We start from the raw sequence: 25132 nt of genomic DNA, 5'->3' as shown, positions 1-25132 counted from the left end.
GAAGCCTACGGCTGGTCACCGTCACGATCGCAAGTTCCCCCCTCACGGCCACCGGACAGAGATGCACCGTCGGACAAGCAAAAGCCGGGCCTCTGGTGCAACAGGGGCCCGGCTTCAAACCCGAGACGATGACACTCCAGATGGCCGGTCGCTCGGGAGACTCGCTCGCTGGCTGTATGGTTCGACACGTCAGCCGCTGTCTGCAGTTGACTACCAGTTACCACCATTGGTCAAAGTGAAGACCGCATCTGTCCGGCAGTACGGAGTAGAACTGACGGACTCCCTCGGACAGAGATTTGCGAGAATCAGCAGGTCAAGAGGCGATTGAGCTCATCGCCGTGTACCAACGTCTGTACCAAAGCGTATACGTGCTTAACACCAACCTCCCGTCACGCACAGCGCTCCTTGTCACGGAGCGTGACACTCCGTTATACGGTCGTTATCGGACCGGTCATGCCTGGCCTCGTTGCTGGAGGCAACAATTCACCTTGGGTGTGCTGGCCGAGCTGCGACACCCGGCGCACTTCTGTACCAATGGACCAGTCCGGTAGGTGGTCTGTGGAAACCGGCAGTCGCCCCCTACGCAAATGACGGTCGTCGTGCGGCGCCTCGTCGGACCGCGTCCTCTCAACCGGCGTACGTGAGCGGGTCGTACAGCTCCGGCGGCGGGGTGTCGAAGGGCAGCGGTTCGAGCTTGCCGTTTTGCTGGTGCTGGTCGCGGGTGCAGCCCTTGAACGGGCCGTTGGTGTCGAGGAGCCGGGCCATGTGGGGGTCGGCGTGGTCGCGCCACCACACGCTCATCCCGGTGCCGGGTTCGAGGCGGAGTGCTTCCCACGCGCGCCAGAGCGCGGACAGCCGGAGCACCGCTTCGGGGTGTTTCCACCATTCGGCGCACCAGGTGGACCTGGCGGGGATTTCGCGGCGGTAGGCCTTGGTGAGGAACTGGTCGACGAAGTCGGGCAGCTTCTCGAAGTACAGCCGCGGCTCCGTCTCGGCGGAGGCCTCGGCTTCGAGTGCGTCGCCGGCTGCCGCGGCCTGCTCCTCGAGCTGCTCGGCCTGGAGCTCGCGGAGAGCCTGGCGCGCGGCCGCGAGCATCGCCGGGTCGACTGGCGTCTCGGCCGCGGTTGGTTGCGGGTCGTCGTCCCACTCGGTGTCGGGCAACGTCACGAGGGCTCCTGCAGCGGCATGGCGGTTGGGGCGATGTCGGTCCGTGTGCCGGGGTCGAAGCGTGCGAGGGAGGCGCGGATCCTGTCGGCGTACGGGCGCTCCATCCAGGGGATGGACCTGATCAGGGTCGCACGGGACCCGGACGAGAACACGATCGCGCGGCCGGCGGGGAGGGCGGCGAGCTCGGCGACGTCGAGGATCTGTTCGCGCTGCAGCTGCCGGTTGACCGACGTGCCCTGCTTGGACGTCGACGTTGAGGCGCGGAGCAGCTCGCGGTCGCCGATGAGTTTGCTGAGCCGGTCGAGGAACGCGGCGTCGGAGACGCCGCCGCCGTAGATGCGCCGGTTGGACGCGGACCACAGTTTCTCCATGCCGCGTTCGCCCCAGCAGTCCACGCCCTGGGCCCAGGACTGCAGGATCGTCAGCAGCACGATCCCGCGGGACCCGTAGTGGCTGTACAGGTCGGGGAGGTCTTTCCACCGGCAGACGTTCGCGGCCTCGTCGAGGACGCCGATCATCGGGACCGGGAGCCGCCCGCCGGGGCAGGTGGTGGCGTAGTCCTCGGCGGCCTTGACGACGGCAACGGTGAGCGCGGTGACCAGCGGCCCGGCGTTCCCGGCACCTTCCCTGGAGAGGCTGTAGAGGGTGCCGCCGCGGCGTACGAACTGGTGCGGGATGAACTCCGGGCGCGGGGTGGGCCCGGGATTGACCCACGCGGCGACACGGCTGGAGCCGAGGCAGCCGGCCATCTGCTGGGCGGTGCCGAACACGCCGCCGCGCTGCTTGTCCGGCGCCGCGCGGACGGCTTCGACGGTCTCGGCCATCGCGACATCGCCGTGCTCGCGCAGCAGGTTCTCCGGTTGGGTGTTGTTGACGTCGGTGAGCCAGGAGTACACCCGACCGACCGGTTGCACGCCGCGTGCGGCCGCGAGGAGGAGCCCGGCGAGCAGCTGGAGGCCGGCGCCGTCGAAGTAGGCGTCGGCGCGGGCGCCGGTCTCGCGGGAGGCGAACGCGAAGTGCTGGGCGAGTTCGCGGGCGGTGTCGTCGTCGACGACGTACGACAGCGGGTTCCACCACCAGGTCGGTTGCTCGGCGGCGACCTGTTGGGGGTCGAACACCCAGACCCCGTCCTTGCCGTGGTCGCCTGCTTCGCGCAGGCCGCGGGTGGCGTCGAGGATGTCGCGCTTGTTCGAGGTGACGATCACCGGGCCGGGGGCGTCGGCGATGGCCGGTACGGCGCGCGAGGTGGTCTTTCCGGTCCGGGGGCCGGCGATCTCGATCAGCATGTCCTCGTACGAGCCGTACACGTCGGCGTTGGAGGCGACGGTTCGGCCGAGGAACACCCCGGGGGTGTCGGCGATGACGCCGAGGCGCTGCGCGGTGGCCGTGACCGCGGCCCGTGAGGTCGGTTCGATGTCGCGGCCGCGGCCGAGGTGGCGTGCAGCGGCATCGACCCGGGTCCGGCGGCGCCGCGCCCGGGTTACCGCGACCACGACGGTGGTCGCGGCCAGGGTGACGACTGCGCCGATGATTCCGGCGGAATAGGTGGCTTGCCGCGGCCAGGCGATGTCGCCGGCGGCGAGCTCCAGGAGCAGGTTGAGCGGGTTGGTCGGTACGTCGGCCGTCGTACCGGCCCAGGCCATGCCGAGTTTCAGTGCTCCCCACGCGATCGCGCCGGCGACGAACACGATCCCGACGAGGAGTACGACGGCGAGATTTTGTGGTGCGAGCAGGCTGTTCGGTTCGCGTTCGCGCTGCACCACCGCTCAGTGCACCTCCTCGAGGTCGGCGGCTTGGTCGTCGCCGGTCTCTTCGGACAGCGTCTCGGCCAGCTCGTCGGTGAGCTCGGCGACGGCGTCGGCGTCGCGCCACCGTTTGTTGGTGTCGTTGAGGGCGCGTTCGACCGGGGTGAGATCGACGTGGATCGGGATCCCGGTGCGGCCGCCGACCTTGATCAAGAAGTTGCCCAGGCCGGGCGGGTCGCCTTCGCCGTCCTCGTTGGCCGACCAGGCGGCCGGGTCCTGCCAGGAGGTGATCATGTCGATCTCGGCCTCGGTCAGCTTCACGACCTCGTTCAGCTGCTCCATCTCGGAGCGGGGCAGTCCGCCGCAGATCACCATGCCGGAGCGCTCGACGAAGCCCTTGGCCTTCATCCGGTCCTCCTCGGCCGGCAGCGCGAGCAGGTCGGACATGGTGTGGGACACCATCACCTGGCCGACGCCGCGTTGCCGGTTGAGCCGGGTCAGGGCGTCGATCCGGTCCACGATCCCGCGCCCCGACCGCAGCGCGCGCCACAGTTCGTCGAGGACGACGAAGTAGTTGCGGCGGGGTTCGAGGCCGGCGTCGGCCAGGACCTGGGAGACGTTGACGGTGGCGAACCCGTTCGACCAGCACGCCAACAAGGCGGCGGCCTGCAGGTCGAGCTGGCCGTCGTCGATGCCGGACAGGTCGAACGCGACCGGGCTGTCGCGGCGCATCGGCTGCGAGGTCTGGCGGGAGAAGATCGAGCCGAGTTTGGAGGTGCCCTCGGCGAGGCTGGTCAAAGTGGCTTCGAGGCCTTCGGTGAGGTCGCGGTACTTGGCGAGGTCGCCGCGGTCGAGGGCGGCAGCGCGGACATCTTCGGGTGCGTCCTTCACGACCTGCAGCAGGTCGCGCAGGATCGGTACGCCGTGGTGGCGGTCGTCGAGGATCTCCATCGCGCGGCCGATCACCGACTCTTCGCGGTCGGTGGGCGGCGTGCCGGCGCGCAGGATGGTGATGAGCCCGGAGACGGTGTTGGCGCGGCGCTGACGCGCGTCGGAGATCAGCCAGGTGCGCTGCGATCCGGTGAGTCGGTCGGCGGCGGCCATCGCTTCGCCGGGGTCGAGGACGTTGAGGTAGCCGCGGCCGGGTGCGAGGTCGATGACCTGGCCGCCGAGGGCGTCGATCAGGTCGCGGTAGTCGGGTTTCAGGTCGCCGAGGATGAGGGGCTGGACACCGAACCCGGCCAGGCCGAGCACCATGCGGCGTACGACGGTCGACTTCCCGAGGCCGGGTTTGCCGAGGATCGTGGCCGAGGGGTTGAGGATCAGTTTGGCGCGCATGAACCAGCTGATCGGGTCGCAGCAGATCGTCGCGTCGGACACCAGGCTGCGCCCGAGCGGGACGCCGATCATCGGCGCTCCGGACCCGACCGCGAACGGCCACAGACCGCACACCTGGATCGAGGTGCCGCGCCACCGCGGCGGCGCCTGCACGTAGGTCGCCGCCCCGGCGCCGGGCGCGGCCCAGCCGCGGCCGCCGGGATCGAGCGGGCGGCGCGGCGGCTTCGCGACCAGGTCCAGCTGGCCGGTGCGCGCCGCGCTGCTGCGGCGCCAGATGCTCACAGCGCCCCGCGGATCGAGTCGGGGACCATCAGGTGCGACTCCGGGACGATGCCGAGCGGGAGCGCGGCCGCGAATGCCGAGTCCTGCGACCCGTAGACCGGGCGCAGCAGCAGCCGCGACTGCGACCCGAGCCGGTCGACCGCGGCGACCGCGTCCGGCAGCGCGGCCGGGTCGGTGACGGTCGCGGTGACCAGGAGCCCGAAGTCGACCAGGCCGGCGCCGCGCGCCTCTTCCTGCGCGGTCTTCTCCGCGGCCGCCTGGTCGTTCTGCAGCCGCGCCGACGGCCGGTCGGTCGAGTTCACCCGAAACGTGCTCGCACGGATATCGGCCTCGACGATCCGGGCCGCCAACCCCGGGTCGAGGACCTTGTAGAGGACTGTGACGCGTTTGCGGTCGATCGCCTTGTGTGGCGCGAGCAGTGGCTGCAGCACGGTCTCGTAGACCTCGCCGCGCGGCGCCATGGTCATTGCCCACGACACCGACCACGCGCCGTCGTGGCGGTACTTGTCCCAGAACGCCTGGTGGCCGGCCGGGCCGACGTCACTCCAGCGCAGTTTCGCGCGCTGACCGGTCGCTTTTGCTTCGTCGATCATCGACGCGGCGGCCGGGTCATACGCGGTCCGGATGATCTCGCACAGCTCCTGCGCGGCCGCCGGCCGGGCATGCCCGGCGCCGGTAGAGGCCAGGCCCTGGGTCAGGTTCGGCAGCCTCGTGCCGAGCTCGAGGGCCATCTCGTCGGCGTCGACGCGGCGCCCGGTGCGGGTCTGCGCCGAGAACGTGAGAGTGATCCACGCCTTCACCTGCGCCGCGCCACGCGGGTAGGAGTCGACGACCTCGGCCAGCATCTGCCGTGCCACCGCGGGCGCGTCCGGCGCCGCGTTGTGCCGGACCTCGGCGCCGAGCCGATACCCGGTGTCCGGGGCGGTCTCGACGGTCACCGAGGCACCGATGACGCCGTCCTCGTGGCCGAGGCTGGTCAGCCACGCGCTCCAGCCGGCGACCCAGTTATCGACCTGCTCCTGGTCGACCTGACCGGCGCCGTCAGGCTCGCAGGCGATGACGATCGCGTAGTGCCCGAGCCGCGGCCAGCACACAATCGCGAACGGCCGGTCGTAGGAGTCCTTAGCCTCGATCAGCCGGGTCGACGCAAGCAACCCCGGCAGCTGATAAGTGCCCCAGCCGGCCTTGCCGATCGGCCCCGACCGGTACAGACGCCCCCGGGTCCGGGCAGCGACCCGGTACCCCAGGCGCGGGCCGATGCGCTGCGCCGACGACAGGTCGTGCTTGTCCTTCAGGATCAGGCCGAGCAGCAGGCCGCCGCCGATCGCGGCGACCAGCATCGCCCACACCAGCCCGGCCAGCTGCTGGGCCAACACCACGGCAACACACAGCATCAACAGCGCGATCGTGCCGAGCAGGCCGAGCTTGCCCAGCCCGGTCGACAGCGGCTTGCGCCAGTTGCCGTAGGTGCGAGGAACGCTACTTACGTTTGCCACCGGACGGTCCTTCCTTCGTCGACGGGCTGGACGGCGGGGTGCCACGGCCGGTGCTACCGGCGACCGGTTGCTGCGGGCCCGGCCGGGCCGCACCCGAGCCGCCGCCCGAGGCGGTTGTCTTGGCGGTCGAGGCGCCTGCACTGGAGTCGCCGCCGGAGTTGTTCACCGCACTGTTGGCGGCCTTCGGGCCAGTCTTGATGCCCTGGGCAACGGCGGCCGCCACCATCCCGGCCGGGCCACCGCCAGCACCCTTCGCCGCGGTCTTGCCCGCAGCCTGACTCGATCCGGATCCGGCCGGGCGACTGCCAGCGGCCTTGCTGCCGGTCGCCGACTCCGCGCCGCCACCGCGGCCGCCGCCGGACCCACCTGAACGGCCGCCTCCGGCGCTGCTCGAGCTGGAACCGGCCGAGCGGCCCATCGCGGCCTTGGCGCCCATCCCCAGCGCGCCACCGAGCGTGGCGACGGCACCGCCGCTGCCACCGGCGACGGCGGCGACCGCCGGGCTGGTGAACCGCATCAACGCCGGCAGCGCGAACACCGCGAGCAGACACATCACCAGGCCGGTGACGACCTTGAGCACCTGGTCGCCCGACGCCGGAGCCAGCGCGCCCGACGCTGTGCCTGCGGAGCCTTCGCGGGTCAGCTGGAACGCCGTCGCGTACACGATCGCCGCGACCGGTTTGTACAGGATGAACGCGACCGCCCAGGCCACCGACTTGCGGAACCACTGCCGCCCGGTCTCGGTGTTGGTGGCCGCGGCCGCCAACGGCAACACCCCGGCGAGCAGGAACAGCATGCCGCCACGGACCAGCAGCAGCGCGATCTGAACGAACGTGCTGATCAGGATCAGCCCGTACAAGACGATCAGCAGCACCGCGGTCTGAGCGGTCGCGGCCGGCTGGCTGAACATGGCCCCGAACGCGGTCTGGAACGTCGTCGGCTGACCGTCCGGTGTCTTCGTCGCGTCCTTGAGGATGTACGACGCGGTCTCATCGCCGGCCGTGGTCAGCAGCGAGATCGCCGCGACCCCGGCTCCCGACACAACCACCAGGGTCAGGATCGACTGCAGCAGCTCACGGGCGGGTGCGCCGTTGCGCTGCCAGGCCATCTTCCCGGCCGCGAAAATGATCGAGAAGATCGCCAGCGCCGACACGTACCAATGCAGGTGCGACCACAGATACCCGACTGTGCTGGCCGGCGCATAGGCGTCCTGCGACGTCGCCGTCGTCAGCTGCGGCGTCTTGATGCCGGTGACCCAGAACGTTGCTGACTTCTCGATGAACACCTGCGCGGACTGCCCGGTCTTGCCAGCCAGGTCAACTAGCCAGTTCGCTGCGATTTGGCTCGCCTGGTTACTGGCCCAGTCCCCCGGGCTCGGGATCAGCGGGAGCATCAGGCGCCCCGCCACGGCACGAACCCGGTCAGGTCCTGCAGCGTGGTGTACGGGTCGCCGGCCTTCTCACCTGGCTGGGGCGCGACGACCTTCCAGTCGTCCCCCTGCCACACCAGGGTCCAGGTCGACGAGGCGTAGCCTCCGTTGGCCTCCGCCGCAAGCAGCATCGTGACACGGTCGGTGGTGGCGTCGAGGACCTTGAAGCCGACGAGCTGAACGCCTCCGCCGCCACTGCCGGTGTCGTCCATGTTCTTCAACAACTGGATGTAGCTGTCGAGGTCAGGGCCAGTGGTCATGATCCGGCGCAGGATCGGGAACGTCTTCGCGCCGGTCGGGTCGTCGGGGGGCGACATCGCCGCGAAGAAGTTGTACGCAGCGAAGACCGAGCCGACGGGCGAGTGCGCGAAGCACCGCCGCAGGCTGTCCGGGTCGGTGATCTGAGGCCCGAACTTCTCCGCGGAGGGCACGGCGTACCGATTGACTAGGTCCCAGTTTGCGCCGTGGATCGGCGTCGACGGGATCGTCTGGCTGCCAGCCGGTAGGTCGCACGTCTGCGGGCCGCTGGTCGTGGCCGACGGCTGCTCGGTGGGCGTCGACGTCGACGTCGTGTCGGTGGGCTGTGAAGGTGGCGGGGTCGCTTCGGGTTGGTCGTCGCGGTTGACCAGGAGAAGGATCGCGCCGACCACGACGACGACCAGGACGAGGCCGGCCAGGACGAGAGTCCAGCGGCGCCTCGAGGTCGAGTCGTTGTCGGCGCCGGGCGGAGTGATCCTCGACGACATCAGACCAGGATCCCGACCAGCGTGCTGGCCGAACCGATCAGGACACACGCGACCAGGACCCATCCGAGGCCTGCGGCGTGCTCACCGGCACCACCGCGGCGGTGCGCCACGGCCATCGTCCCGGCCACGATGAAGATCCCCAGAAGGCACAGTCCGGTCGCGATCCACGCTGCCCAGCCGAGGATCGTGGACAGCTTCGCTCCCCCGGGCGGGGCGCCGGATCCGACGCTCGGGATCGGGGCAGGTGGATCGGCCAGCGGGGCAAGATGCCCGATGGCCTCGTGCAGAGCGAGCAACGCACTCATAGCGAGGGGTTCTCCTTCGAGATGTTGAGCGAGGTCAACTCGTCCAGGTCGACGAGCAACTTCTTCACCGGGCGGGGCAGATCGGTGGTGTCCAGCGCGGTGTAGCCGGGGGCATGCAGGCGCCAGTCATCGACCCAGGGCAGCTGCCACACCCGCGGCACTCCCCCGCTGGTCAACGTGACCTGGCGGGCGAGCTCCTTCGGGAGCCGGCCAGGCGCGTCAGGGATGAGCACCAGGCCGAGCAGGACGACGTGCGGCTGCGCACCGGCGGCCCACTCCCGGGCCGCGGCCCGGGAGTTGTGCAGGCCGGCCGCATTGGTGCGGGCCACCATCAGGCACAGCACGCTGCCGTACGACGGCGGCTGCGGCCACCGGTGATGTGCTTCACGGAAGTGGGGGCTGAGCTCGGAAACTGTGGACTCCCCCGCCCCGCCGTGGACGCCGACGATCCACACGCCAGGTGACGGTGGTTCCGGCTGCGTCGGGGTAGGCGAGGGCGCCGAGACGGCTAGGCCGCTCAGCTGCGCCTGCAGCCCAGGATGCGGCTGCGTCGGTCCGGTGGAGACCATCCGCGGTCGCGCTACCTCAGGCTGCGGGGCGACGTTCTCCCCTGGATCCAGCCAGGGGTTGTGACCCGGTTCGGTCATCGACTCCTCAATCACCGGATTACCCCTTGTTGCTCACCGGGCGTCACAATACCTAGCCATGAGGCCGCGTGAGCGGAATGGTGCATGTTGTTGCAGAAAGCCCCCATCGTGACCCGATGGGCACGATGATGGTTGCCGTGAACCCCGGAATCGAGAAGCTCTTCGAGCGCTACGGCGACGAGTGCCTGACTCCGGAACAAGTCGGCGAAGCGCTCGGACTCGAGGCCAGTTCGGTGCGCCGGCAGCTGCGCGCCGCGGAGCTGCCCGGCTACCGGCTCGGCACTGGAGCCAAGGCGCAGTGGCGGCTGGTGAAGTCCGAAGTGATCGCCGTACTGCGAACCCGCTGGAACCAAGACCAACACCTCGACCCCCAAGCCACCGTCGCGGCCACCGCCGGCAGCAAGGAGTAGACGAGGCATGCACGGGGGACGGTTCCGCCGCCGACTGACCAGCCTGGCGGCGGCGGTGGCAGCGGTCGCTGCAGCCGCAGGATGCGCTCCACCCAGCGTCACCCAACCCGGCGTGCTGGATTCGATCATCGATGCCGCGCTGAAGATCGGCACAGTCCCCACCGCCTACCAGGAGCTCGTTGTTGCTGCAGGCAAGGTGTGCCCAGGGGTATCGGCTCCGCTGATCGCGGCCCAGATCGAACAGGAGTCCGGGTGGAACCCGGACGCGAAATCCCCGGTCGGGGCGCAAGGTCTGTCGCAGTTCATGCCAGGCACGTGGGCCGAGCTCGGACGCGATGCCAACGGCAACGGCATCAACAGCCCATTCGACCCGGCCGACGCGATCAACGCCCAGGCCCGCTACGACTGCCAACTCCTCGCCCAGGTCAACGCCTACCTCAAGTCCGGCCGGATCGCCGGCGACCCAACCGACCTGATGCTCGCCGCCTACAACGCCGGCATCGGCCGCGTCCTGACCGCTGGTGGCATCTCTGGTCAGCTCCCGGTCGAGACCCAGCAATACATCAGCCGGATCCGCAAACTGATGACCAAGTACGCCGACGTCACCCTCCCCACCGGCGGCACCGGCAACGTCGCCGCGGTCAAGGCGGCCACGCGGTGGATGGGTACGCCGTACGTGTGGGGCGGCGGCGACCTCGAACAACCCACCGGCCTCGGCCGCGACGGCCGCGGACCAGGCTGGGACTGCTCCAGCCTCACCCGCCACGCCATCTGGATCGCCTCCGGGCGCACCGTGCAGATCCCCCGCGTCAGCAGCGCCCAAGCCACCGCCGGCCGACCCGTCGAACCCAAGCTCGCCGCCATGGCCCCCGGCGACATCATCGCCTTCTCGATCCACGGCGGCGGCATCGACCACGTCGGCATCTACGCCGGCAACGGCACCATGATCCACGCTCCACGCACCGGCAAGAACGTCGAGCCAGTCGACCTCACCGACGCCTACTGGTCCAAGCTGCCCTGGACCGTCCGGAGATTCCTGTGAACACACGAATCGTCGTCGCGTCCGCTGCCGTCGTACTCCTCGCCGCCGGTTGCGGCGGCAATGATGCCGGCCGCCAGCCCGAGCCTCCTCCTACCGGGGCGCAGCCGACGCCGGGGACGCCAGGTACGTCGTCGACGCCGATCACACCTCAGCCGATCCCGCCGGGCAACGCCACCAAGACACCGGCCGGCGGACTGCCGCGGCCATCGCAGGTCAACGGATTCGACGCGAGCACGGTCGCCGCCGTGGTCGCCGCCGTGACGTATCGGTACGACACCGCGATCGACAACTCCCCCAGCGACGCACAGCGCCGCGCCAAACCATGGCTGGCCCCCGCGCTCGCCGCCCAGCTCGACGGCGGCCCCGCTGCACCTGCCGGCGCGGAATGGGCCACATGGGTGCAGCACCGCGCCTACACCACCAGCACGGCGGTCGACGCGACCGAGGACGGCGCCCCCGCCGACACCGCAACCCGCGCGGATCGCACGATCGCGGTCACCATGCAGCCGGTCGGCCGCGACCGCTGGCGCGGCACACCCCAGCGGTACGCCCTGTACATCACCCTGACCAGGGCCAGCGCCAAGGCGCCGTGGCAGATCAGCCAGCTACAGGTGCAGGAGTAGAAAGGGAGGCACGATGACCACGCCTCCGTCGCCCAGCATCGACCCCGAACAGGTTCTTCCGGTCCCTCAGATCGACATCGTGCTGAACGACGACCGCCCCGTTCTGATCTCGGATGCCGTACGCCGTCTGAGTCAGCTGCTCTGAGCTAGATCATGGCGGTCTTCGACCGCCTGCCGCCGGACGCCGTCGACGCCGCAAAATGCCCGGCCTGCCTCATGCCCAGATACCGGTGAGCCTCGGCGTCGCCAACTCCTGGTTCGGACTGCATATAAGTGCTCTGCCGGCCCACCGGGTCGGTCGATCTCGGACACGGATCAGTGACTGGACACGTCCGATCACGTCGAAGAGATCCGAACAGACGAACGGGCCCTCGATGCGACCGAGGGACCCGTTCTGTGAGACCCACACGGAGGCGGGTTCACATGCAGAGTACGACGTACTACCAGGTGCTGGTCCAGCTCAGCGAGCCGACGACGATGGCCAGGGCCGCCGTGGACTGGGCGGCCGTGGCCGCTGTGGGGGCGCTGCTGCCGGTGACGATCTTCGTGATCGTGATCTGTGCGCTGGCGTGGCGGTCGGTGCGCCTGTCTCCGGGCGAGCAGGCCTACACGCTGCAACTGCTCGACCGCCTGATTCGGCTCGCGCGGACCCTGTGGTCCGGCAACCGGGGCGGCCGCTGAGCGCCGCCGGCGGCCGCTACCGGCGGCCGCCGGCACGCGGCAAACGGTGTCCGTTGCGCTGAGTGCGGTTCAGACCAGTGCGTTCCTGGTGTTACCCGGTTAAGCGCTGGAACAATTTCTGGGTTGTCCACGATCTGGATGACCAATCCGCGGATCCGGCTGCTTATAAGGCAGTGGGCCCTTCCGCCGGGCCCCTGCCCAGAGGTACTCGCTGCTGCGGGTGCCCACCATCCCCTGACCACATGGAGCCACCATGAGCTTCACCTGGCCGGCTGCCGAGGATCCTCACGACGAGGTGTCCGCAGGAGAGCAACCGTGGGCCCAGCGGCCCCCGCCGGCACGTGCTTCGGATGAAACTCCGGAGGACATCGCAAGACGGCGATCAGCTGAAGTACAGATCGTCCACAACATCTTGCACGCCCCGACTCCGCAGGAGCGAAAACGGCGCATCGACCAGTTCGCGCACTGGGCGCTGGACGAGACGCGGGGCCCGCTGTTGGATCTGGCACGGAGCAAGAAGATCTTCTCCGAGGCCCGCAAGTACAGCCGGCGCCCGCTCGAACGGCCGGTTCCTCCGCCGTACTGGCCGGAGGAGGCCCAGATCCGGGTCATCGAGGAGACCATCACCGACGCGTGCACGTTCTTCGAGCGCAGGGGACTGAAGGAGTGGGCTCCGGAACGCGCCGGGCTGCTCACCTACTTCATCAACACCTGCAAGATGCTCTTCCCCGACGCGTACAACCGCTGGGTCCGAGAGACACGGTTCTCCGAGTCGATCACCGAGCGAGGGGGCGAGTACGTCGAAGTCGTTCACTACGATGCGATCCCGGACTGGGACAACCGAGTCGAGATCGCTGAGCGCCAGCCAGGTCCAGATGACCTGGCGATCCGCAACATCGAGATCGAACGAGCACTGGCACCGGCACCGGTCGACGACTTCCAGGACTACGTAACGCATGAGGTGTGCAAAGCCGCCGGCTTCTCCGAGGAGGAGGCCCGGAAGCGGTCGGGCCTCAGCATCTCCAAGGTCAAGACCCGGAAGAAGCAGCACCAACGATTTCTCCAACAAGGGGCCGAATCAGGCGCGCCAACACCCCCGGCCGCCCACTCGCCCGCCGAAGCCCTACTGGACGACGAGCAGGCCGACCAGGTCGACCGCGCCCGAGGCTTAGGGAGCTAACACGTGACCAAGAACATCTCTGCCATCGACGAGCAGGCCCGGCCGCCCTCAGGGGCGGCCGGGGGTGCCGGCGAGGACAGCTTTGCCGAACTGTTGGCGGCGGCGACGCCGCGCAACTGGGACAACTACGGCGGCGCTCCCGAGAGCGCCCACGCGCGTCTGGACGAAGCTCTCAGACAGCGGCGCGCGTTCGACCGAGAAGACAACTATGGAGGTGACGTCGATGACGCACTCGTCCAACTTATCGACCGCGCCTCGGCCTGCACCGAGCCGAGCCACGGCCGAACTCCATCACGGCCTACCTGGATCATCCACGACACAAGCGACAACTGGGTTGTCGATCGTGCTGGCGACGCTGTTATCTACCTGCACTATCTCCCCGAGTGGCGCTCTCGCGAATTGGTGTCATTTGTTGAGTACAGCGACCCCATTACGGCTAACGCGGTCGTCGCGGATCTACTGGAAGAGAACCTCTTCGCGACGATCCGCCCCGACATTGCACGCATGCTCGTTCATCTCGCATTCGAGCCCCACAGAAGGATGCCGCCCGCCTTCCTACGCGCCTGCACCCAGGCAATGGAAACGGTTGACTTCTTCGGTGAAACATCGAGTTGGGATCGCAGCGCAAGGGAAGATAGAACCACATGTATCTCTGAGAGCAGATTTGTACCCCTCGTATCCAGGTCCTGGCTCACGCTCGTGCTTGCGAAGGATGAGGGGGACCCCTGGGCATCTTTCATCAGGGATCTTGGAAGTTGCCAGAATGTGGAACGTCGAGCCCTTGAGCGCCGCCCGCAATGTCGGGAGCTGACCACGGGACACTCCCAACCTCAAGACCGGAGCGCAGCGGGCTCTGTCAATCGCAGGGGTAGCGCCCCGCTGCCGGGACATCAGATGCGACGGGGGCATCTGGTCCGGATCCGCAAGCGGATAACGCGACACCTACGCCGCGCTCTGGACATGGTTGCGGTCACCTTGACGGCGATGGCGCTGACCACGGCCGCACTCCTCATAGACGAGTAAGAGGAGGAGATACACGACAATACGAGAGTTCTGACCAATGTGAAGAGTGGCTTGGAAGTACGGTCAGGCCGGGCAAGAACAGGCGGAGGAGAGCGCATTCTTGAATTTGGCATCATAACAAGAATGCGAATATAATAGAACAGTAAGCTCGAATCGTATCCTAAGAAAAGGTAGGAGGTGAGGTTGCAAATTCAAATGAAAGGAGATGGACATGCGTGGACATCTTCATTGCGATGCTTCACATCATCCTAATCGCGATTGAGTTGACAAAGTCAGTCATCTCACTCGTAATGTGGCTGAGGAAAAGAAGAAGCAACAAGCGATAGGGCGCACGGTGTAACACACGACGTTCTCCGTGCGCTTGAGGGCACAGGTGGTCATCCAGTGGGATGACCACCTGTTGCCTTTGCCGATGGCTGCTCGCTGACCGTGCCGAGGCCGGTCTGATGTCCGCCGCCGCTGTGGCCACTCTCAGCCCTTGCCAGTCGAGGCTCTGGCCGCATGGGTGTTGAGAATCGATGAACGGCCCGCCGCGTCCCCGGCCGACCGACAACCACCAGCACGGGTCCCTGGGCTACGGTTATTGCCCCACGTCGCAGTTCATGCCGAGACGGTTTGGGCATCGCCTCGGTAGCTACTGGCGCGACGCGTGGTTCGGGCGAAGACTCCTCCCGTGAGTGATTTCGACAAGACCCCAGATCTCCCCGTTGGCACTGATTTCATGCAGGTCGTTCGCGGTCAGGAAGATGCTTGTGACGGGGTGACGAGGCAGCGATTGCCCTTCATGGGCCAGAAGGCGCCCGCCCTGGTGAGTGAGCTGGGAACCTTGCTGTCGTGGCTGGACCGGGCAGGCAGCTGCTGGTGGGGATGTGCTAAAGGCGACCACCTCGTAGAGCATGCAGTTGGGGGCTCGTGCGGGACGACGCGCGCCGGCCTGCGACTGGCGTATCTCGGGTTCTACGACGAGGCGCTCAGCCTCAGCAGGTTTGTTGGCGAGCGCGCGAACCTGCTCGCGCTGTTCAGGACGCAGCCGGTATCGATGGAGCGGTGGCGGCAAGCGGACGAACGCACTCGGCGGCGAGATTTCTCCGCTGTACGCGTTCGCATCGCCTTAGAAGCGATAGGGGCGCCGATTCCAACGCCCGAAGAGCGCTATCGCCAGCTCAGTTCTTTCGGCAGCCACCCAGGTCGGACACCGCAGCATCACGATCCGCGTACTCGACCACGTATGGGCGGCATCTTCGACGAGGCAGGGTTCTTGCTCGCCCTCAACGAGCTCGCGCGTGGCCTGGTATTGGTGGCCGGCTTGGCGGCTCCCTTGCTTGCCGAGGTTCCGCAGGAGCAGATCACTTCTGCTGCTTTGGCTGCCGCAGAGCAGATAGGCGGCGTCAACGTTGCGGATATTGATGGCCTATGGGATGCCGCGGCGGCGAGTGCCGACCGAAATGAGCGATCGTAGTACCGCCTGACCGCATCGGAGCGTCGAACAGTGGCCAGGGATTCGGGTAAGGCCCGTCCTGGCGCCCGGGGCTGCCAAACCCAACCAGGACGTACCAGTGAACGTGGTGGGGGCATCGATCGCTTGAAAGTGCGGCGGTCAGGTGTTGAGAATCGATCGTTTCTCAACACTTCCAACAGATGGCCGGCCAGGACCTCGACGCGCCGCAGCCGGACTGTCGTAAAACGTGTTGCAAAGTCGGAGTGTCCAACAACTTCACGCCTACCCTTTTTCGTACAGTCAGCGGTGTGACCGCTACCGATCTCGACCACCGCGCCGCGCTGCTGCTCGATCCGGACCCGCTCGGTGTCATCGGCGGTGGCATGCTCCTCGGCTACGCCAGGGTCTCCACTCGCGATCAGAACCTGGGCCGCCAGCTCGACCTCCTGACCGCGGCCGCATGCAGCCGGATCTTCCAGGAGAAGCTCAGCGGCAAGAACGCCGAACGGCCCGAGCTGCGGAAGTGCCTCGAGTTCGCCCGGCCCAACGACACCATCACTGTCACCGAATTGTGGCGGCTCGGTCGCAACCTCCAGGACCTGATCGCCATTGTTGGTGACCTCCGCAGGCGCGAGATCGGCTTCAAGTCGTTGCACGAGGCACTCGACACCACCACGCCCGGCGGCCGGCTGGTCTTCCACGTCTTCGCGGCCCTCGGCGAGTTCATACGCGAGATGATCGTCCAGGGCACCCGCGAAGGCCTCGACGCCGCCCGCGCCCGCGGCGCGCGCCTCGGCCGGCCGCCGGCGATGACCACAGAACAGGTCCAGCACGCCCGGGACCTGCTCGGTAACCCCGACAACACGGTGTCCTCGATCGCGCGGCTGCTCGGCGTCAGCCGTGCCACCATCTACAAGTACGTCCCCGAACTGAGCTCGCCCGCGCTGCGCGTAGCCGCAGCTCCCCTCGAGCTACCAGAGGCCGCAGGCACTCACGGTACGGCGAACGAACCGCTGCCGGTACCTACGCCACCACACGCGAGGGCTTGCCCGACGTGCCGGCACCGTCCCTCGAGCAAGCACGAACTGCAGCTGCACCGCGAAGGCCTCGAAACCGTCTGGCTGTTGCCGGATCCTGCCCAGCCCGCCACGGCCGTCGTCGAGCGTTGGCACTGCGAACGGTGCCAACCGCACCAGGCTCGCATCATCATGTGCGATATGTGCGGCTCGACCGTCATGCTCGGCGGCGAGCTCGCGGCCGTCGACGCGAAGTACGAATCCGACGCGGTCGTGCTGTGGCTTGCTGGCCGGGGCTGGACTCGCCGCGGCGAGCACTGGATGTGCGGCCAGCACCAGTAGGAGTCGTGCGCGATCCGGATCGCGACGTCGTGAGCTGTGTAGCAGTCGCACAAAGGGCGCTGGCGAACCGATCGGCCGGACATCCAATCCAGCCCGGTCCTACGGCTCCGCAGATGATTGAGCGGATCCCCGATCCTCTGGAACCCGCAGGCCGGAGACGGGACCGTCCGGAAGATCGCGTAGCACCTTAGTGCTCCTGACCATCGTGTCGGCCAAGTCCACGGTGCCGCCGGAGAAGTCGGCGTCGCCGAAGGTGACGATGCCGCCGGAGAACTCGGCGGCGTTGAAGGTGACGGTCCCGCCGGAGAACTTGGCGGCGTTGAAGGTGACGATGCCGCCGGAGAACTCGGCGGTGTTGAAGGCGACGATGCCGCCGGAGAACTCGGCGGTGTTGAAGGCGACGATGCCGCCGGAGAAGTCAGCGCCGCCTCGGCTGCTGGTTTCGTCACCGCCACGGCTGACGATGTCGCTACCGCTGGAGAACTTGGCCATGCTGAAGTGGACGGTGCCGCCGGAGAACTTGGCGCCGTTGAAGGCGACGGTGCCTCTGGAGAACTTGGCGCCGCCGAAGGTGACGATGCCGCCGGAGAACTCGGCCACGCTGAAGTCGACGGTGCCGCCGGAGAACTCGGTGCCGTGGAAGTCGACGGTGCCGCCGGAGAACTTGGCCATGACGAAGTGGACGGTGCCGCCGGAGAACTTGGCGCCGTTGAAGACAACGGTGCCGCCGGAGAACTCGACGCCGCCGAAGGTGACGGTGCCGTCGGAGAACTTGGCGCCGTTGAAGACAACGGTGCCGTCGGAGAACGTGGTGCGGTGGAAGGTGACGGTGCTGCCGGAGAACTTGGCGCCGTGGAGGTCGACGGTGCCGCCGGAAAACTTGGCCATGACGAAGTCGACGGTGCCGCCGGAGAACTCGGTGCCGCCGAGGTAGACGGTGCCGCCGGAGAACTCGACGCCGCCGAAGGTGACGGTACTGCCGGAGAACTTGGCCTGGCCGAAGACAACGGTGCCGTCGGAGAACGCGGCGCGGTGGAAGGTGACGGTGCCGCCGGAGAACTTGGCACCGCTGAAGGTGACGGTACTGCCGGAGAACTTGGCCTGGCCGAAGACAACGGTGCCGTCAGAGAACTCGGCGCCGCCGAAGACAACGTCGCCGCCGGAGAACGTGGCGCCGTGGAAATCGACGGCGTCGCCGGAGAACTTGGCGCCGTGGAAGGTGACGGTGCCGCCGGAGAACGTTGCGCCGTTGAAGTGGACGGTGCCGCCGGAGAACTCGGTGTCATTGAAGGTGACGGTGCCGCCGGAGAACTCGGCGCCGCCGAAGTCGCCACCGTCGAAGACGGCCCCGGTGAAGTCGAGGTGGTACCCAGACCAGGAGGTTGTCGTGCCGGGTCGCAGGTGTGCGGTGATGAGTCGGATGACGGTGAGGCGGACCTCTCGCTCGCCGGGCTCGCCTTTCTGCGGGTCGGGGTCGTAGGGCAGCCGAAGGTAGGCGCAGAGCACGTCGATGCATTGCTGCCGCTGGTCTTCCCAGACATCAGCAAGGCGCGACATAGCGTAGATGCCGGCAAGTCGAACGGCGGCCTTGTCATGGCCGATGAGATCCGCGGCGTCTTGGTAGCGGCTGCTGAAGAGCCGCTGGTCGTCGCGGTGACTGGCAGACTCCTCCACACGGGCGCGGCGGTAACCAACGATCAGGGCGACCGCGGCCCCGACTCCGGCCGCCAGCCCGAGGGCGATCTTGACCATGTCCGCCAACAGTTTCTGTTGATCGACCTGGTCGGCTTGCGGTCGACGGGGTAGCTCAAGCAGCCAGGCGAGCAAGAGATACAGCGCCACCGCACCGAGCAACGCAGCCGCCACGGCCACGGTCGCCTGCAGCACCAGCGGCATCATCTTGGGTGTGACCCCGAGGACACGCCTGCCCCGCTCGTTTGACACCAGTCCCCCTGTGAATGCCCCGAGCGAAAGCCGCTCCCCACTCACGGTGCCTTCATCGCCGCAGGCTGTCCAGGACCGCATGGCCGGTCGAGCCCAGAGATCGCGGGGGACGTTGTCAGATACATGTCCCCCTCGCCCCCTCTGGCTGTCCGATCAGGGCCCGAGGTCCCCCAGCCCACGCCCGAGGCTGCTCCTCATCTGTCAGATACGCGAAACCGCGCAAAAGATACAGGTGCTTCTAGCCACCAGCGCGGGAGGACGACACCGGTCAGCCTTCGGCGGGAACAGGCTCCAGCAGGCCAGGTCCGTTGTTCTTCACGTTGTTCACGGCCTTCGACACGGCGTACATGTCGAGACTGCCGTCGACCGGCGGCGCCATGAAGCTCCGTAGCTGGTCGACGTCGTGGTTGCGGGGGTCGAGCCACTCGGCCCAGTGCTCGGGGGCGATTGCCATGGGCATCCGGTCGTGGATCCGGCCAACGCTGTCGGTCGCAGTGGTCGTGATGATCGTGTACGTCGGCACGACCCGGTTCGGGTCGTCATCGGGCAGCGACTTGTCGTACCAGACCTCGTACAACCCGGCCAGCGCCAGCGTCGTCGACCTGTCCGCCGGGCGTAGCACGAATGGCTGCTTCAGCTTTTTGCCGGCCTTTCCGACCTCGTCGGTCTCGAGCCACTCGTAGAAGGCGTCGACCGGGATCAGCGCCCGCTGCGACTTGAAGGCGCGCCGGTAGGCCGGCTTCTCGTGGACGGTCTCCGCCCGGGCGTTGATCATCTTCGCGCCGGACTGGATGCTCTTCGACCAGAACGGAAGCAATCCCCAGCGGAAGGCGCGGAGCTCGCGCGCCGGTTCTGCGTTCTCGCCGGCGTCCTGTGGGACACGGGCGATCACCACCGGATTGTCCTTGGTCGGTGTCACGTTGAAATCCTGGCCACGCAGCTCATCGGCGCTGTTCTCGTCGACGACGAACCGCTCCAGAAGCTCGGCCCGGCTGGCCACCGAGACGTATCGACCGCACATGTGTGCCAGCCTGCCACGCGACACAGACAACAGCTGTGATGCCGGCAGAATCACACTCCCGGCAGGCGCACACACTCCCGGCAGGGGTACGTCGACAGTCCGACCGCTTCTGTGTGACCGCTGCTTCACGGACCCGCCGGTGCCGGGGGGGCTAGGGCGGAGCACCTGGTTGGTTCCCGTCAGCCGCGCCACGGGTGACTGATGGCTCGGCGGCGTGTGCGGAGCGTAGGCTGGCAATTCCCTTCGGTCGGGCGGCGACCTGAGTTGCCAGCGGGGCGCGTCGGAGGGCGATCGTCATCTGTGGAGGAGCGCAGTGAGCGACGCTGCTATGCCCGCCGTGGGCTGCCCGGAGTTCGACCCCTTCCAAGCACACCGCAATGATCCGTACCCGCTGTTCGCGCAGATGCGCGAACGGTTCCCTGTCGCCCCGAACCAGACGCTCGGTGGTGTGCAGCTGGTGACGCGGTACGACGACATCGAGCGGATCGCGTCCGATCCAGAGACGTACTCGTCGGTCGGCTCGCTGCCGGTTCCGGTCGCGTCCAACGTGCCGGAGGTGATCGCGGCGCTGCCGGAGTTCGCGACGGATCCCGACGTCGCCAGCGGCGTCGAGGTCGACGGCACCCGCCACGAACGGATGCGTACAACGATCCAGCGCGCCTACCGCGGTCCCCGCGTGAGTGCGCTGGCGGCCGACGTCGAACAGCACGCCAACGCCCTGCTGGACCGGATCGCCGGCGACGGCCAGGCGGACCTGCTTGCGGCGTATGCCCACCCGTTGGTGAGCCGGGCAACAAGCATGCTGCTCGGCGTACCGGAGGACTACCACGACCGGTACGAGATCTGGGCCCACTCGATGGCCGCCATCCTGACCCCGACAGTGCCGGTTGAACAGAAGCTGCAGGCCGCGCGCCAGCTGCACGACTACCAGGCGTTCGCGTTGGAGTGGCGCGACCAGCGCCGTACGTCGCCCACCGACGACGTGTTCTCCACCTTCGCCGCCGGCGAAGGTGGGGAAGCCGAACCGCTGCAGGACAACGAGCTGCTGTACGCGATGCTGCTGCACTGGGTCGCCGGGTACGACACGACCCGCAACGGCATCTTGTCCACGCTGCACCTCATGCTTCGCCACCCCGGCCTGTGGGAGCGTGCCACCGATCCCCGGGAAGCCGAGCACATCGCCGAGGAGGCGCTCCGGTTCGAGGCGCCGCACCGCGGCCTGATGCGCGTCACCACCAAGCCCGTCACCATCAGTGGCACCGACCTCCCGGCCGGCACACCGTTACTGCTGATGTTCGCCTCCGCGAACCGCGACGAGCACGTGTTCCCCAACGCAGACCAGTTCGTCGTCGACCGGCCGAACGCGAAGCAGCACGTTGCCTTCGGCAAGGGTCCCCACCTTTGTCCCGGCGCGACGATGGCCCGCTACGAGATCCGCACCGCGGCACGCGTCGCGGCCACCAGACTCCCCAAAGCCACGCTCGTTGGCGATCCGGAATGGCGCCCGGACTACTTCTTCCGCGGCCTGACCGAGTTGCGCGTCACCTGGTGACCTCTGCGCCCTGCGCGGAAGGACCCCGACCAATGCGGTCGGGGTCCTTCGCTGTACGGCGTCAAGTGACGGTGAGTGCGCGGCGCACCGTGCCGCGGCTGCCGCTGATCGCCTCCGCGATCTAGCGCACGAACAGGTCGGGACCGCGGGGATCGCCACCCAGGACGAGATCTGGCGCAGGTCCCTCGGTCTTCACCGATCATCGGGATGGATGCCCACGGTCGAACCTGGCCGCGCTGTCGCGCAGGTACCGCTGGACGGTACTCAGGGCGATCTGGCCATCTGCGCTGGTCAAACACCAGGGATCGGCATAGAACGCGGCCTCGATCATGGTGAACGGCTGCGGCATCTCTTGGAAGGCGTCGGTCGGTGGGAGCCACTCGGTTACGGTTGCTCGATGTCGGCCTGATCCACCCAGCGCGCCAACAAGCTGAAGGCCGCCAACTGCTCCAGGGCGAGCTGCTCGCCCGTCGGTGAGACAAGGCGGGATCTGACGACCTCTGATCAGTGAGGCCCCCGAGCTTGAGGTTCGGGGGCCTCGCGGTGGTGACGGTCTGTCAGTCGCCTTCCGGGGTCCCCGGATTCTCGGCCGTTCGTGACGGCCGGGCCCGGGCTGCCAGCACGAGTGTGAGCAGGCCGCCGACAATGACGGCGATGTAGAGCACCGGGCCGGGGATGCCCCAGACCTGCCAACCGTGCAGACCACGGATGAACAGCGCCGGCACGCTGATCCCGAGCATCCAGATTCCAAGCACGAGCAGCCCGGTACGGCGGGGGTTGCCGGTCATCGCGTGAGCACCTCCACTCGTTCCCGGATCTCGTCCTCCGTCAGCCGTTCTCCGCTGTCCCAGCTGACGGCGCTCGCGACACGCACCAGCTCGAAGCGGTGATCACGGCCAGGCTGCTCGGTCACCAGGGAGCGGTATGCGTCGGCCCACGGATTCCGGTACGTGGCGCGGGCGATGACCTGGCTCATCGGGCCACCCGCTCCGCGCTTGCGCGAAGGGCGTCCTTCGCCTGCTCGATGAGCTGCTTCGCTTCGCGGATCAGCTGGGCGGCCTCGTGCCGCTTCTCGTGGTCGGCTGGTCCGTGCCCGTCGGACCAGTCGGAGTTCATCCAGTCTCGGGCGTTGCTGAGCCCGAGCCGGGCCTCGTTCAATGAGGCCAACGCGTGCCCGGCGATCTCGTTCCAGGTCGGTAGCTCGCTCACGCCTTATCCTCCGTGTTGTAGCCCTGCTGGTTGATCGCGGCCTGTGCGTTCTCGAAGGCCTGTGCCAGCTCGCGGGCGAGCTGGGCGGCGCGCTCCAGGTGCGCCTGAGCCTGGTCGACGCTGGCGGCCGGGTCTCGGTTGTTGTCGTACACGTTGTACTCGTCCAGGGACCGGCGCAGGCCGGCGCCGAGCTGCTCGGCGAGCTGGGCGAGTCCCCACCCGGCCGCCTTCAGATTGCCGGTCAGCGAATACACCAGCGGCGCCGGCGTCGTCCGGAACGTGCCGTGGTTCAGAGCCCGCACGCACTCGTAGACGTCGTCAGCCAGCTTCACCAGCTCTTCATCACTGCTCATCGGTGGTCCTCTCGTAGTGTTGTCGAGAGGCCGGGGCCGTTACTGGCGGTCCCGGCCGCCTTGCTTCATCGTTCACGGTGTCGCACCGGACCGACAGTCCGGACGACGGGTCAGGGGTCGAGGCCGTCGCGGACCTCGGCCAAGACGTCGGCGTGGCACGGCAGCTCGAGCGGGCACCAGCACGCCAGCCGTTTGCCGGCCAGCTCGACCCTGGCGGCCGCGACCAATTCGGGATGCTCGCGCAGGTGCCCGCGGTACGCCGCGACGGCGGCCGCGTTTGCCTCCGGCGACCGCCGAGCGGGCTTGTGCGGGTTGTGCCACTTCGTCGGCCAGGCGACCGACGCGGCATCGGCCGGGAGCCGGGCACCGGCTACCCGGGACAGCCTCACCCGGTGATCCGATGCCGTCGCAGTCATGAGATGTCCTGCTCGGCCGGCCGCAGCCAGGTCGGCAGCTCGGGGAACGGTTTGCCCAGCGCGATCAGCCGGAACGCGTCCATCTCTCGCACGTGCGACGAGTGCACCAGGGGTGCGATCGCGGCCCGGACGGCGGCCTTGCACGCCGGGTAGGCGAGTTCGTAGATCGGATGCCCATCGGCCGGGGCGGGGTCGTCCGGAGCCACGCCGGTCTGAGCACACAGCAGGCGCGCGGTCGCGCGGGCAGCCGGACGGACCGCTGTGTACATCGGCTCGTTGAGCAGGGCCTTCAGGTCCCACAGGTCGCCCCGATCCGGGCCGAGGACCTTCACGGTCTTGTCGCCGGCGCGTTCCCGGGCCAGCGGCTCCATGGCGTTGCGCATCGACTCGCGGCGCCAGACGAACCCGGAGTTGTCCAGCGCGATCAGGCCGTACTCGGCGACCAGCTCCAGCGCAGGCTCCTCGTCGTCGGGACTCGCTGCGTTCTGCTCGGCGTACTCCTCCACCACCCGGTCCAGCTCGTCGCGCCACTTGAACGAGTGCGCACCAGTCGGCCAGCCGCGCAGGAAGCTGTCGGCGTCCTTGATGACCGGCCGGTCCCGCAGCATCCAGGCGGCCCGCAGAAAACCGGTGTCGGCGAACCAGGCCGCCGGCTCGATCCGGCCGAGCCAGTCGGCCAGCCGGAAGAACACGTCCCGCTTCGGCCGGTTGCAGGCCGCCGGGAGCGCCAGGTGCAGCACGGCCGGGCGCAGCTCGAGATCGACGGTGTCGTACAGGTTGCGTCCCCACGCCTCGAGCACCTGCGAGTAGTAGTTGGCGCCGGTGTAGACGCTGGCGGGCAGATTCAGTGCCTCGGCGTACGCCTGGCTGAACGGGTGCAGCCGGTCGGCATCGGCCTGGTCCTCGTCGTCGACCAGGACCGTGATCCGCCCTGTGATGCTTCGGTGGAACGGAACCGGGAGCGTCCCGTTCTTGGCCCAGTTGTACGCCGTACGGCGCGGGATGCCGTTCTGCTCGGCCCACTCAGACAGCGGAATCGGAGGAGTCATATCCACAGCATGGCACAAATGGCACAGTGCCAAACATGACACGCCGTGCCAATTTTGCTACCCATTGATAGAGGTTCGAAATTTCCCAAATTTGCACACCTTGCGGGATATGCTGGTGTCATGTCGACGTACACGATGACCGACGCCACGCGGCGTACGGCGGAGTTGGTGAACGAGGCCCGGTACGGCGGGGAGCCGGTGGTCATCACCGACCACGGCAAGCCGGCCGCGATCGTGATCTCTCCGGAGGCCATGGCGCGATACCAGGCACTCGAGGACGCCGCCGATCTGGCCGAGATCGAGGCGATCAAGGCCAGAGGACCGGTGTGGGTGAGCAACGAGGACGCGCAGCGCCAGATGAACCAGTGGCTGGACGAGGCTGACGCCGCCGCGGACCAGACTCGGTGAGCCAGGAGCGGCACCTGCTCTTCGAGCAGGGCTACCTGGCCGGGTTCAAAGACCTCATCGCAACAGACCGGATCATGGCGCGGCGGGTGATGGCGCTGGTCAACTCACTCGCCCGCGACCCCGAACCAGAAGACAGCGTGCACCTCGGCGGCAGCCTGATCTACCGGCTGCACATCGAGGACTACCGGGTCATGTACGAGGTGAGCGACGACACCGTGCGGGTGTGGTCCCTCGGCAAGGTCCCCCGCTGACCGCGAACCGCAGGACGAC

At 67.9% G+C, this 25132-nt stretch carries 28 protein-coding genes; 12 read left to right on the top strand and 16 right to left on the bottom strand.

Annotation, left to right across the window (positions count from 1 at the left end; genetic code table 11):
- Nucleotides 1-627: 627 nt before the first annotated feature.
- The 8 genes from E0H75_RS42345 to E0H75_RS42310 are packed head-to-tail and all read right to left on the bottom strand — an operon-like array spanning nucleotide 628 to nucleotide 9155.
- On the bottom strand, nucleotides 628-1167 hold the full coding sequence (locus E0H75_RS42345; protein ID WP_238163598.1) for a DUF4913 domain-containing protein: 540 nt from the start codon (nucleotides 1165-1167) through the stop codon (nucleotides 628-630).
- On the bottom strand, nucleotides 1164-2930 hold the full coding sequence (locus E0H75_RS42340) for a type IV secretory system conjugative DNA transfer family protein (RefSeq protein WP_238163597.1): 1767 nt from the start codon (nucleotides 2928-2930) through the stop codon (nucleotides 1164-1166). Before E0H75_RS42340 ends, E0H75_RS42345 begins: the two co-directional genes overlap by 4 nt.
- Before the next feature lie 3 nt (nucleotides 2931-2933).
- Nucleotides 2934-4532: an ATP/GTP-binding protein gene (locus tag E0H75_RS42335; protein ID WP_131519385.1), complete on the bottom strand. Its 1599-nt coding sequence runs from the start codon at nucleotides 4530-4532 to the stop codon at nucleotides 2934-2936.
- A complete protein-coding gene (locus E0H75_RS42330; protein ID WP_202873459.1) occupies nucleotides 4529-6028 on the bottom strand; it encodes an SCO6880 family protein in 1500 nt (499 codons plus the stop codon). The genes E0H75_RS42335 and E0H75_RS42330 overlap by 4 nt, the downstream gene beginning before the upstream one ends.
- On the bottom strand, nucleotides 6012-7436 hold the full coding sequence (locus tag E0H75_RS42325) for a TrbL/VirB6 family protein (RefSeq protein ID WP_131519384.1): 1425 nt from the start codon (nucleotides 7434-7436) through the stop codon (nucleotides 6012-6014). Before E0H75_RS42325 ends, E0H75_RS42330 begins: the two co-directional genes overlap by 17 nt.
- A complete protein-coding gene (locus E0H75_RS42320; RefSeq protein ID WP_131519383.1) occupies nucleotides 7421-8203 on the bottom strand; it encodes a DUF8175 domain-containg protein in 783 nt (260 codons plus the stop codon). The genes E0H75_RS42325 and E0H75_RS42320 overlap by 16 nt, the downstream gene beginning before the upstream one ends.
- Complete coding sequence (locus tag E0H75_RS42315; RefSeq protein ID WP_202873458.1) at nucleotides 8203-8508, bottom strand: conjugal transfer protein TrbC; 306 nt, start codon at nucleotides 8506-8508, stop codon at nucleotides 8203-8205. Before E0H75_RS42315 ends, E0H75_RS42320 begins: the two co-directional genes overlap by 1 nt.
- Entirely contained in the window at nucleotides 8505-9155 is a 651-nt protein-coding gene (locus E0H75_RS42310; protein ID WP_131519382.1) for a DUF6668 family protein, read from the bottom strand. Before E0H75_RS42310 ends, E0H75_RS42315 begins: the two co-directional genes overlap by 4 nt.
- Before the next feature lie 116 nt (nucleotides 9156-9271).
- Here E0H75_RS42310 and E0H75_RS42305 point away from each other — a divergent pair, with 116 nt between their 5' ends.
- The 9 genes from E0H75_RS42305 to E0H75_RS42270 all read left to right on the top strand — a co-directional run bounded on the left by E0H75_RS42305 (nucleotide 9272) and on the right by E0H75_RS42270 (nucleotide 16910).
- Nucleotides 9272-9565 carry a helix-turn-helix domain-containing protein gene (locus E0H75_RS42305; RefSeq protein WP_131519381.1) on the top strand — a complete coding sequence of 98 codons (294 nt, stop codon included), beginning with the start codon at nucleotides 9272-9274 and terminating at the stop codon, nucleotides 9563-9565.
- A gap of 7 nt (nucleotides 9566-9572) precedes the next feature.
- Entirely contained in the window at nucleotides 9573-10607 is a 1035-nt protein-coding gene (locus tag E0H75_RS42300; RefSeq protein WP_131519380.1) for a C40 family peptidase, read from the top strand.
- A complete protein-coding gene (locus E0H75_RS42295) occupies nucleotides 10604-11230 on the top strand; it encodes a hypothetical protein (protein ID WP_131519379.1) in 627 nt (208 codons plus the stop codon). Before E0H75_RS42300 ends, E0H75_RS42295 begins: the two co-directional genes overlap by 4 nt.
- A 13-nt stretch (nucleotides 11231-11243) precedes the next feature.
- A complete protein-coding gene (locus E0H75_RS44820) occupies nucleotides 11244-11375 on the top strand; it encodes a hypothetical protein (RefSeq protein WP_272948992.1) in 132 nt (43 codons plus the stop codon).
- Nucleotides 11376-11653: 278 nt separating this feature from the next.
- Nucleotides 11654-11911, top strand: a complete 258-nt coding sequence (locus tag E0H75_RS42290) for a hypothetical protein (protein ID WP_131519378.1) — start codon at nucleotides 11654-11656, stop codon at nucleotides 11909-11911.
- A 253-nt stretch (nucleotides 11912-12164) separates the two neighbouring features.
- Nucleotides 12165-13091 (top strand): hypothetical protein, encoded by a 927-nt coding sequence (locus E0H75_RS42285; RefSeq protein WP_131519377.1) that lies wholly within the window; start codon nucleotides 12165-12167, stop codon nucleotides 13089-13091.
- A 3-nt stretch (nucleotides 13092-13094) separates the two neighbouring features.
- Nucleotides 13095-14114, top strand: a complete 1020-nt coding sequence (locus E0H75_RS42280; RefSeq protein ID WP_131519376.1) for a hypothetical protein — start codon at nucleotides 13095-13097, stop codon at nucleotides 14112-14114.
- Between the two features lie 673 nt (nucleotides 14115-14787).
- Nucleotides 14788-15573: a hypothetical protein gene (locus tag E0H75_RS42275; RefSeq protein ID WP_131519375.1), complete on the top strand. Its 786-nt coding sequence runs from the start codon at nucleotides 14788-14790 to the stop codon at nucleotides 15571-15573.
- A gap of 287 nt (nucleotides 15574-15860) precedes the next feature.
- Nucleotides 15861-16910: a recombinase family protein gene (locus tag E0H75_RS42270; RefSeq protein ID WP_238163596.1), complete on the top strand. Its 1050-nt coding sequence runs from the start codon at nucleotides 15861-15863 to the stop codon at nucleotides 16908-16910.
- Nucleotides 16911-17009: 99 nt separating this feature from the next.
- Here E0H75_RS42270 and E0H75_RS42265 read toward each other — a convergent pair whose 3' ends face one another.
- Together E0H75_RS42265 and E0H75_RS42260 are read right to left on the bottom strand one after the other, a co-directional pair.
- Nucleotides 17010-18809, bottom strand: coding sequence for a pentapeptide repeat-containing protein (locus E0H75_RS42265; protein ID WP_165554481.1), 1800 nt, complete (start codon nucleotides 18807-18809; stop codon nucleotides 17010-17012).
- 313 nt (nucleotides 18810-19122) lie between these two features.
- On the bottom strand, nucleotides 19123-19875 hold the full coding sequence (locus E0H75_RS42260; RefSeq protein WP_131519373.1) for an SOS response-associated peptidase: 753 nt from the start codon (nucleotides 19873-19875) through the stop codon (nucleotides 19123-19125).
- 313 nt (nucleotides 19876-20188) lie between these two features.
- Between E0H75_RS42260 and E0H75_RS42255 the strand changes: the two genes are divergently transcribed.
- Nucleotides 20189-21427: a cytochrome P450 gene (locus tag E0H75_RS42255; protein ID WP_131519372.1), complete on the top strand. Its 1239-nt coding sequence runs from the start codon at nucleotides 20189-20191 to the stop codon at nucleotides 21425-21427.
- A 557-nt stretch (nucleotides 21428-21984) separates the two neighbouring features.
- On the opposite strand, the gene E0H75_RS42250 is transcribed toward E0H75_RS42255, so the two are convergent.
- The 6 genes from E0H75_RS42250 to E0H75_RS42225 form a co-directional block, all read right to left on the bottom strand.
- Nucleotides 21985-22215 (bottom strand): hypothetical protein, encoded by a 231-nt coding sequence (locus E0H75_RS42250; protein WP_131519371.1) that lies wholly within the window; start codon nucleotides 22213-22215, stop codon nucleotides 21985-21987.
- Entirely contained in the window at nucleotides 22212-22403 is a 192-nt protein-coding gene (locus tag E0H75_RS42245) for a hypothetical protein (protein WP_131519370.1), read from the bottom strand. Before E0H75_RS42245 ends, E0H75_RS42250 begins: the two co-directional genes overlap by 4 nt.
- Complete coding sequence (locus E0H75_RS42240) at nucleotides 22400-22636, bottom strand: hypothetical protein (protein WP_131519369.1); 237 nt, start codon at nucleotides 22634-22636, stop codon at nucleotides 22400-22402. Before E0H75_RS42240 ends, E0H75_RS42245 begins: the two co-directional genes overlap by 4 nt.
- Nucleotides 22633-22989, bottom strand: coding sequence for a hypothetical protein (locus tag E0H75_RS42235; RefSeq protein WP_131519368.1), 357 nt, complete (start codon nucleotides 22987-22989; stop codon nucleotides 22633-22635). The genes E0H75_RS42240 and E0H75_RS42235 overlap by 4 nt, the downstream gene beginning before the upstream one ends.
- Nucleotides 22990-23099: 110 nt before the next feature.
- On the bottom strand, nucleotides 23100-23405 hold the full coding sequence (locus E0H75_RS42230; RefSeq protein WP_131519367.1) for a DUF4326 domain-containing protein: 306 nt from the start codon (nucleotides 23403-23405) through the stop codon (nucleotides 23100-23102).
- A complete protein-coding gene (locus E0H75_RS42225) occupies nucleotides 23402-24454 on the bottom strand; it encodes a hypothetical protein (RefSeq protein WP_131519366.1) in 1053 nt (350 codons plus the stop codon). The genes E0H75_RS42230 and E0H75_RS42225 overlap by 4 nt, the downstream gene beginning before the upstream one ends.
- A 120-nt stretch (nucleotides 24455-24574) precedes the next feature.
- Between E0H75_RS42225 and E0H75_RS42220 the strand changes: the two genes are divergently transcribed.
- Entirely contained in the window at nucleotides 24575-24862 is a 288-nt protein-coding gene (locus E0H75_RS42220) for a type II toxin-antitoxin system Phd/YefM family antitoxin (protein WP_131519365.1), read from the top strand.
- On the top strand, nucleotides 24859-25113 hold the full coding sequence (locus E0H75_RS42215; RefSeq protein ID WP_131519364.1) for a type II toxin-antitoxin system RelE family toxin: 255 nt from the start codon (nucleotides 24859-24861) through the stop codon (nucleotides 25111-25113). The genes E0H75_RS42220 and E0H75_RS42215 overlap by 4 nt, the downstream gene beginning before the upstream one ends.
- Nucleotides 25114-25132: the final 19 nt, after the last annotated feature.

Source organism: Kribbella capetownensis, from assembly GCF_004331485.1.
Lineage (GTDB): Bacteria > Actinomycetota > Actinomycetes > Propionibacteriales > Kribbellaceae > Kribbella > Kribbella capetownensis.
Note: the sequence above shows the minus strand (reverse complement) of the source record. Positions and strands in the feature narration are given on the sequence as shown.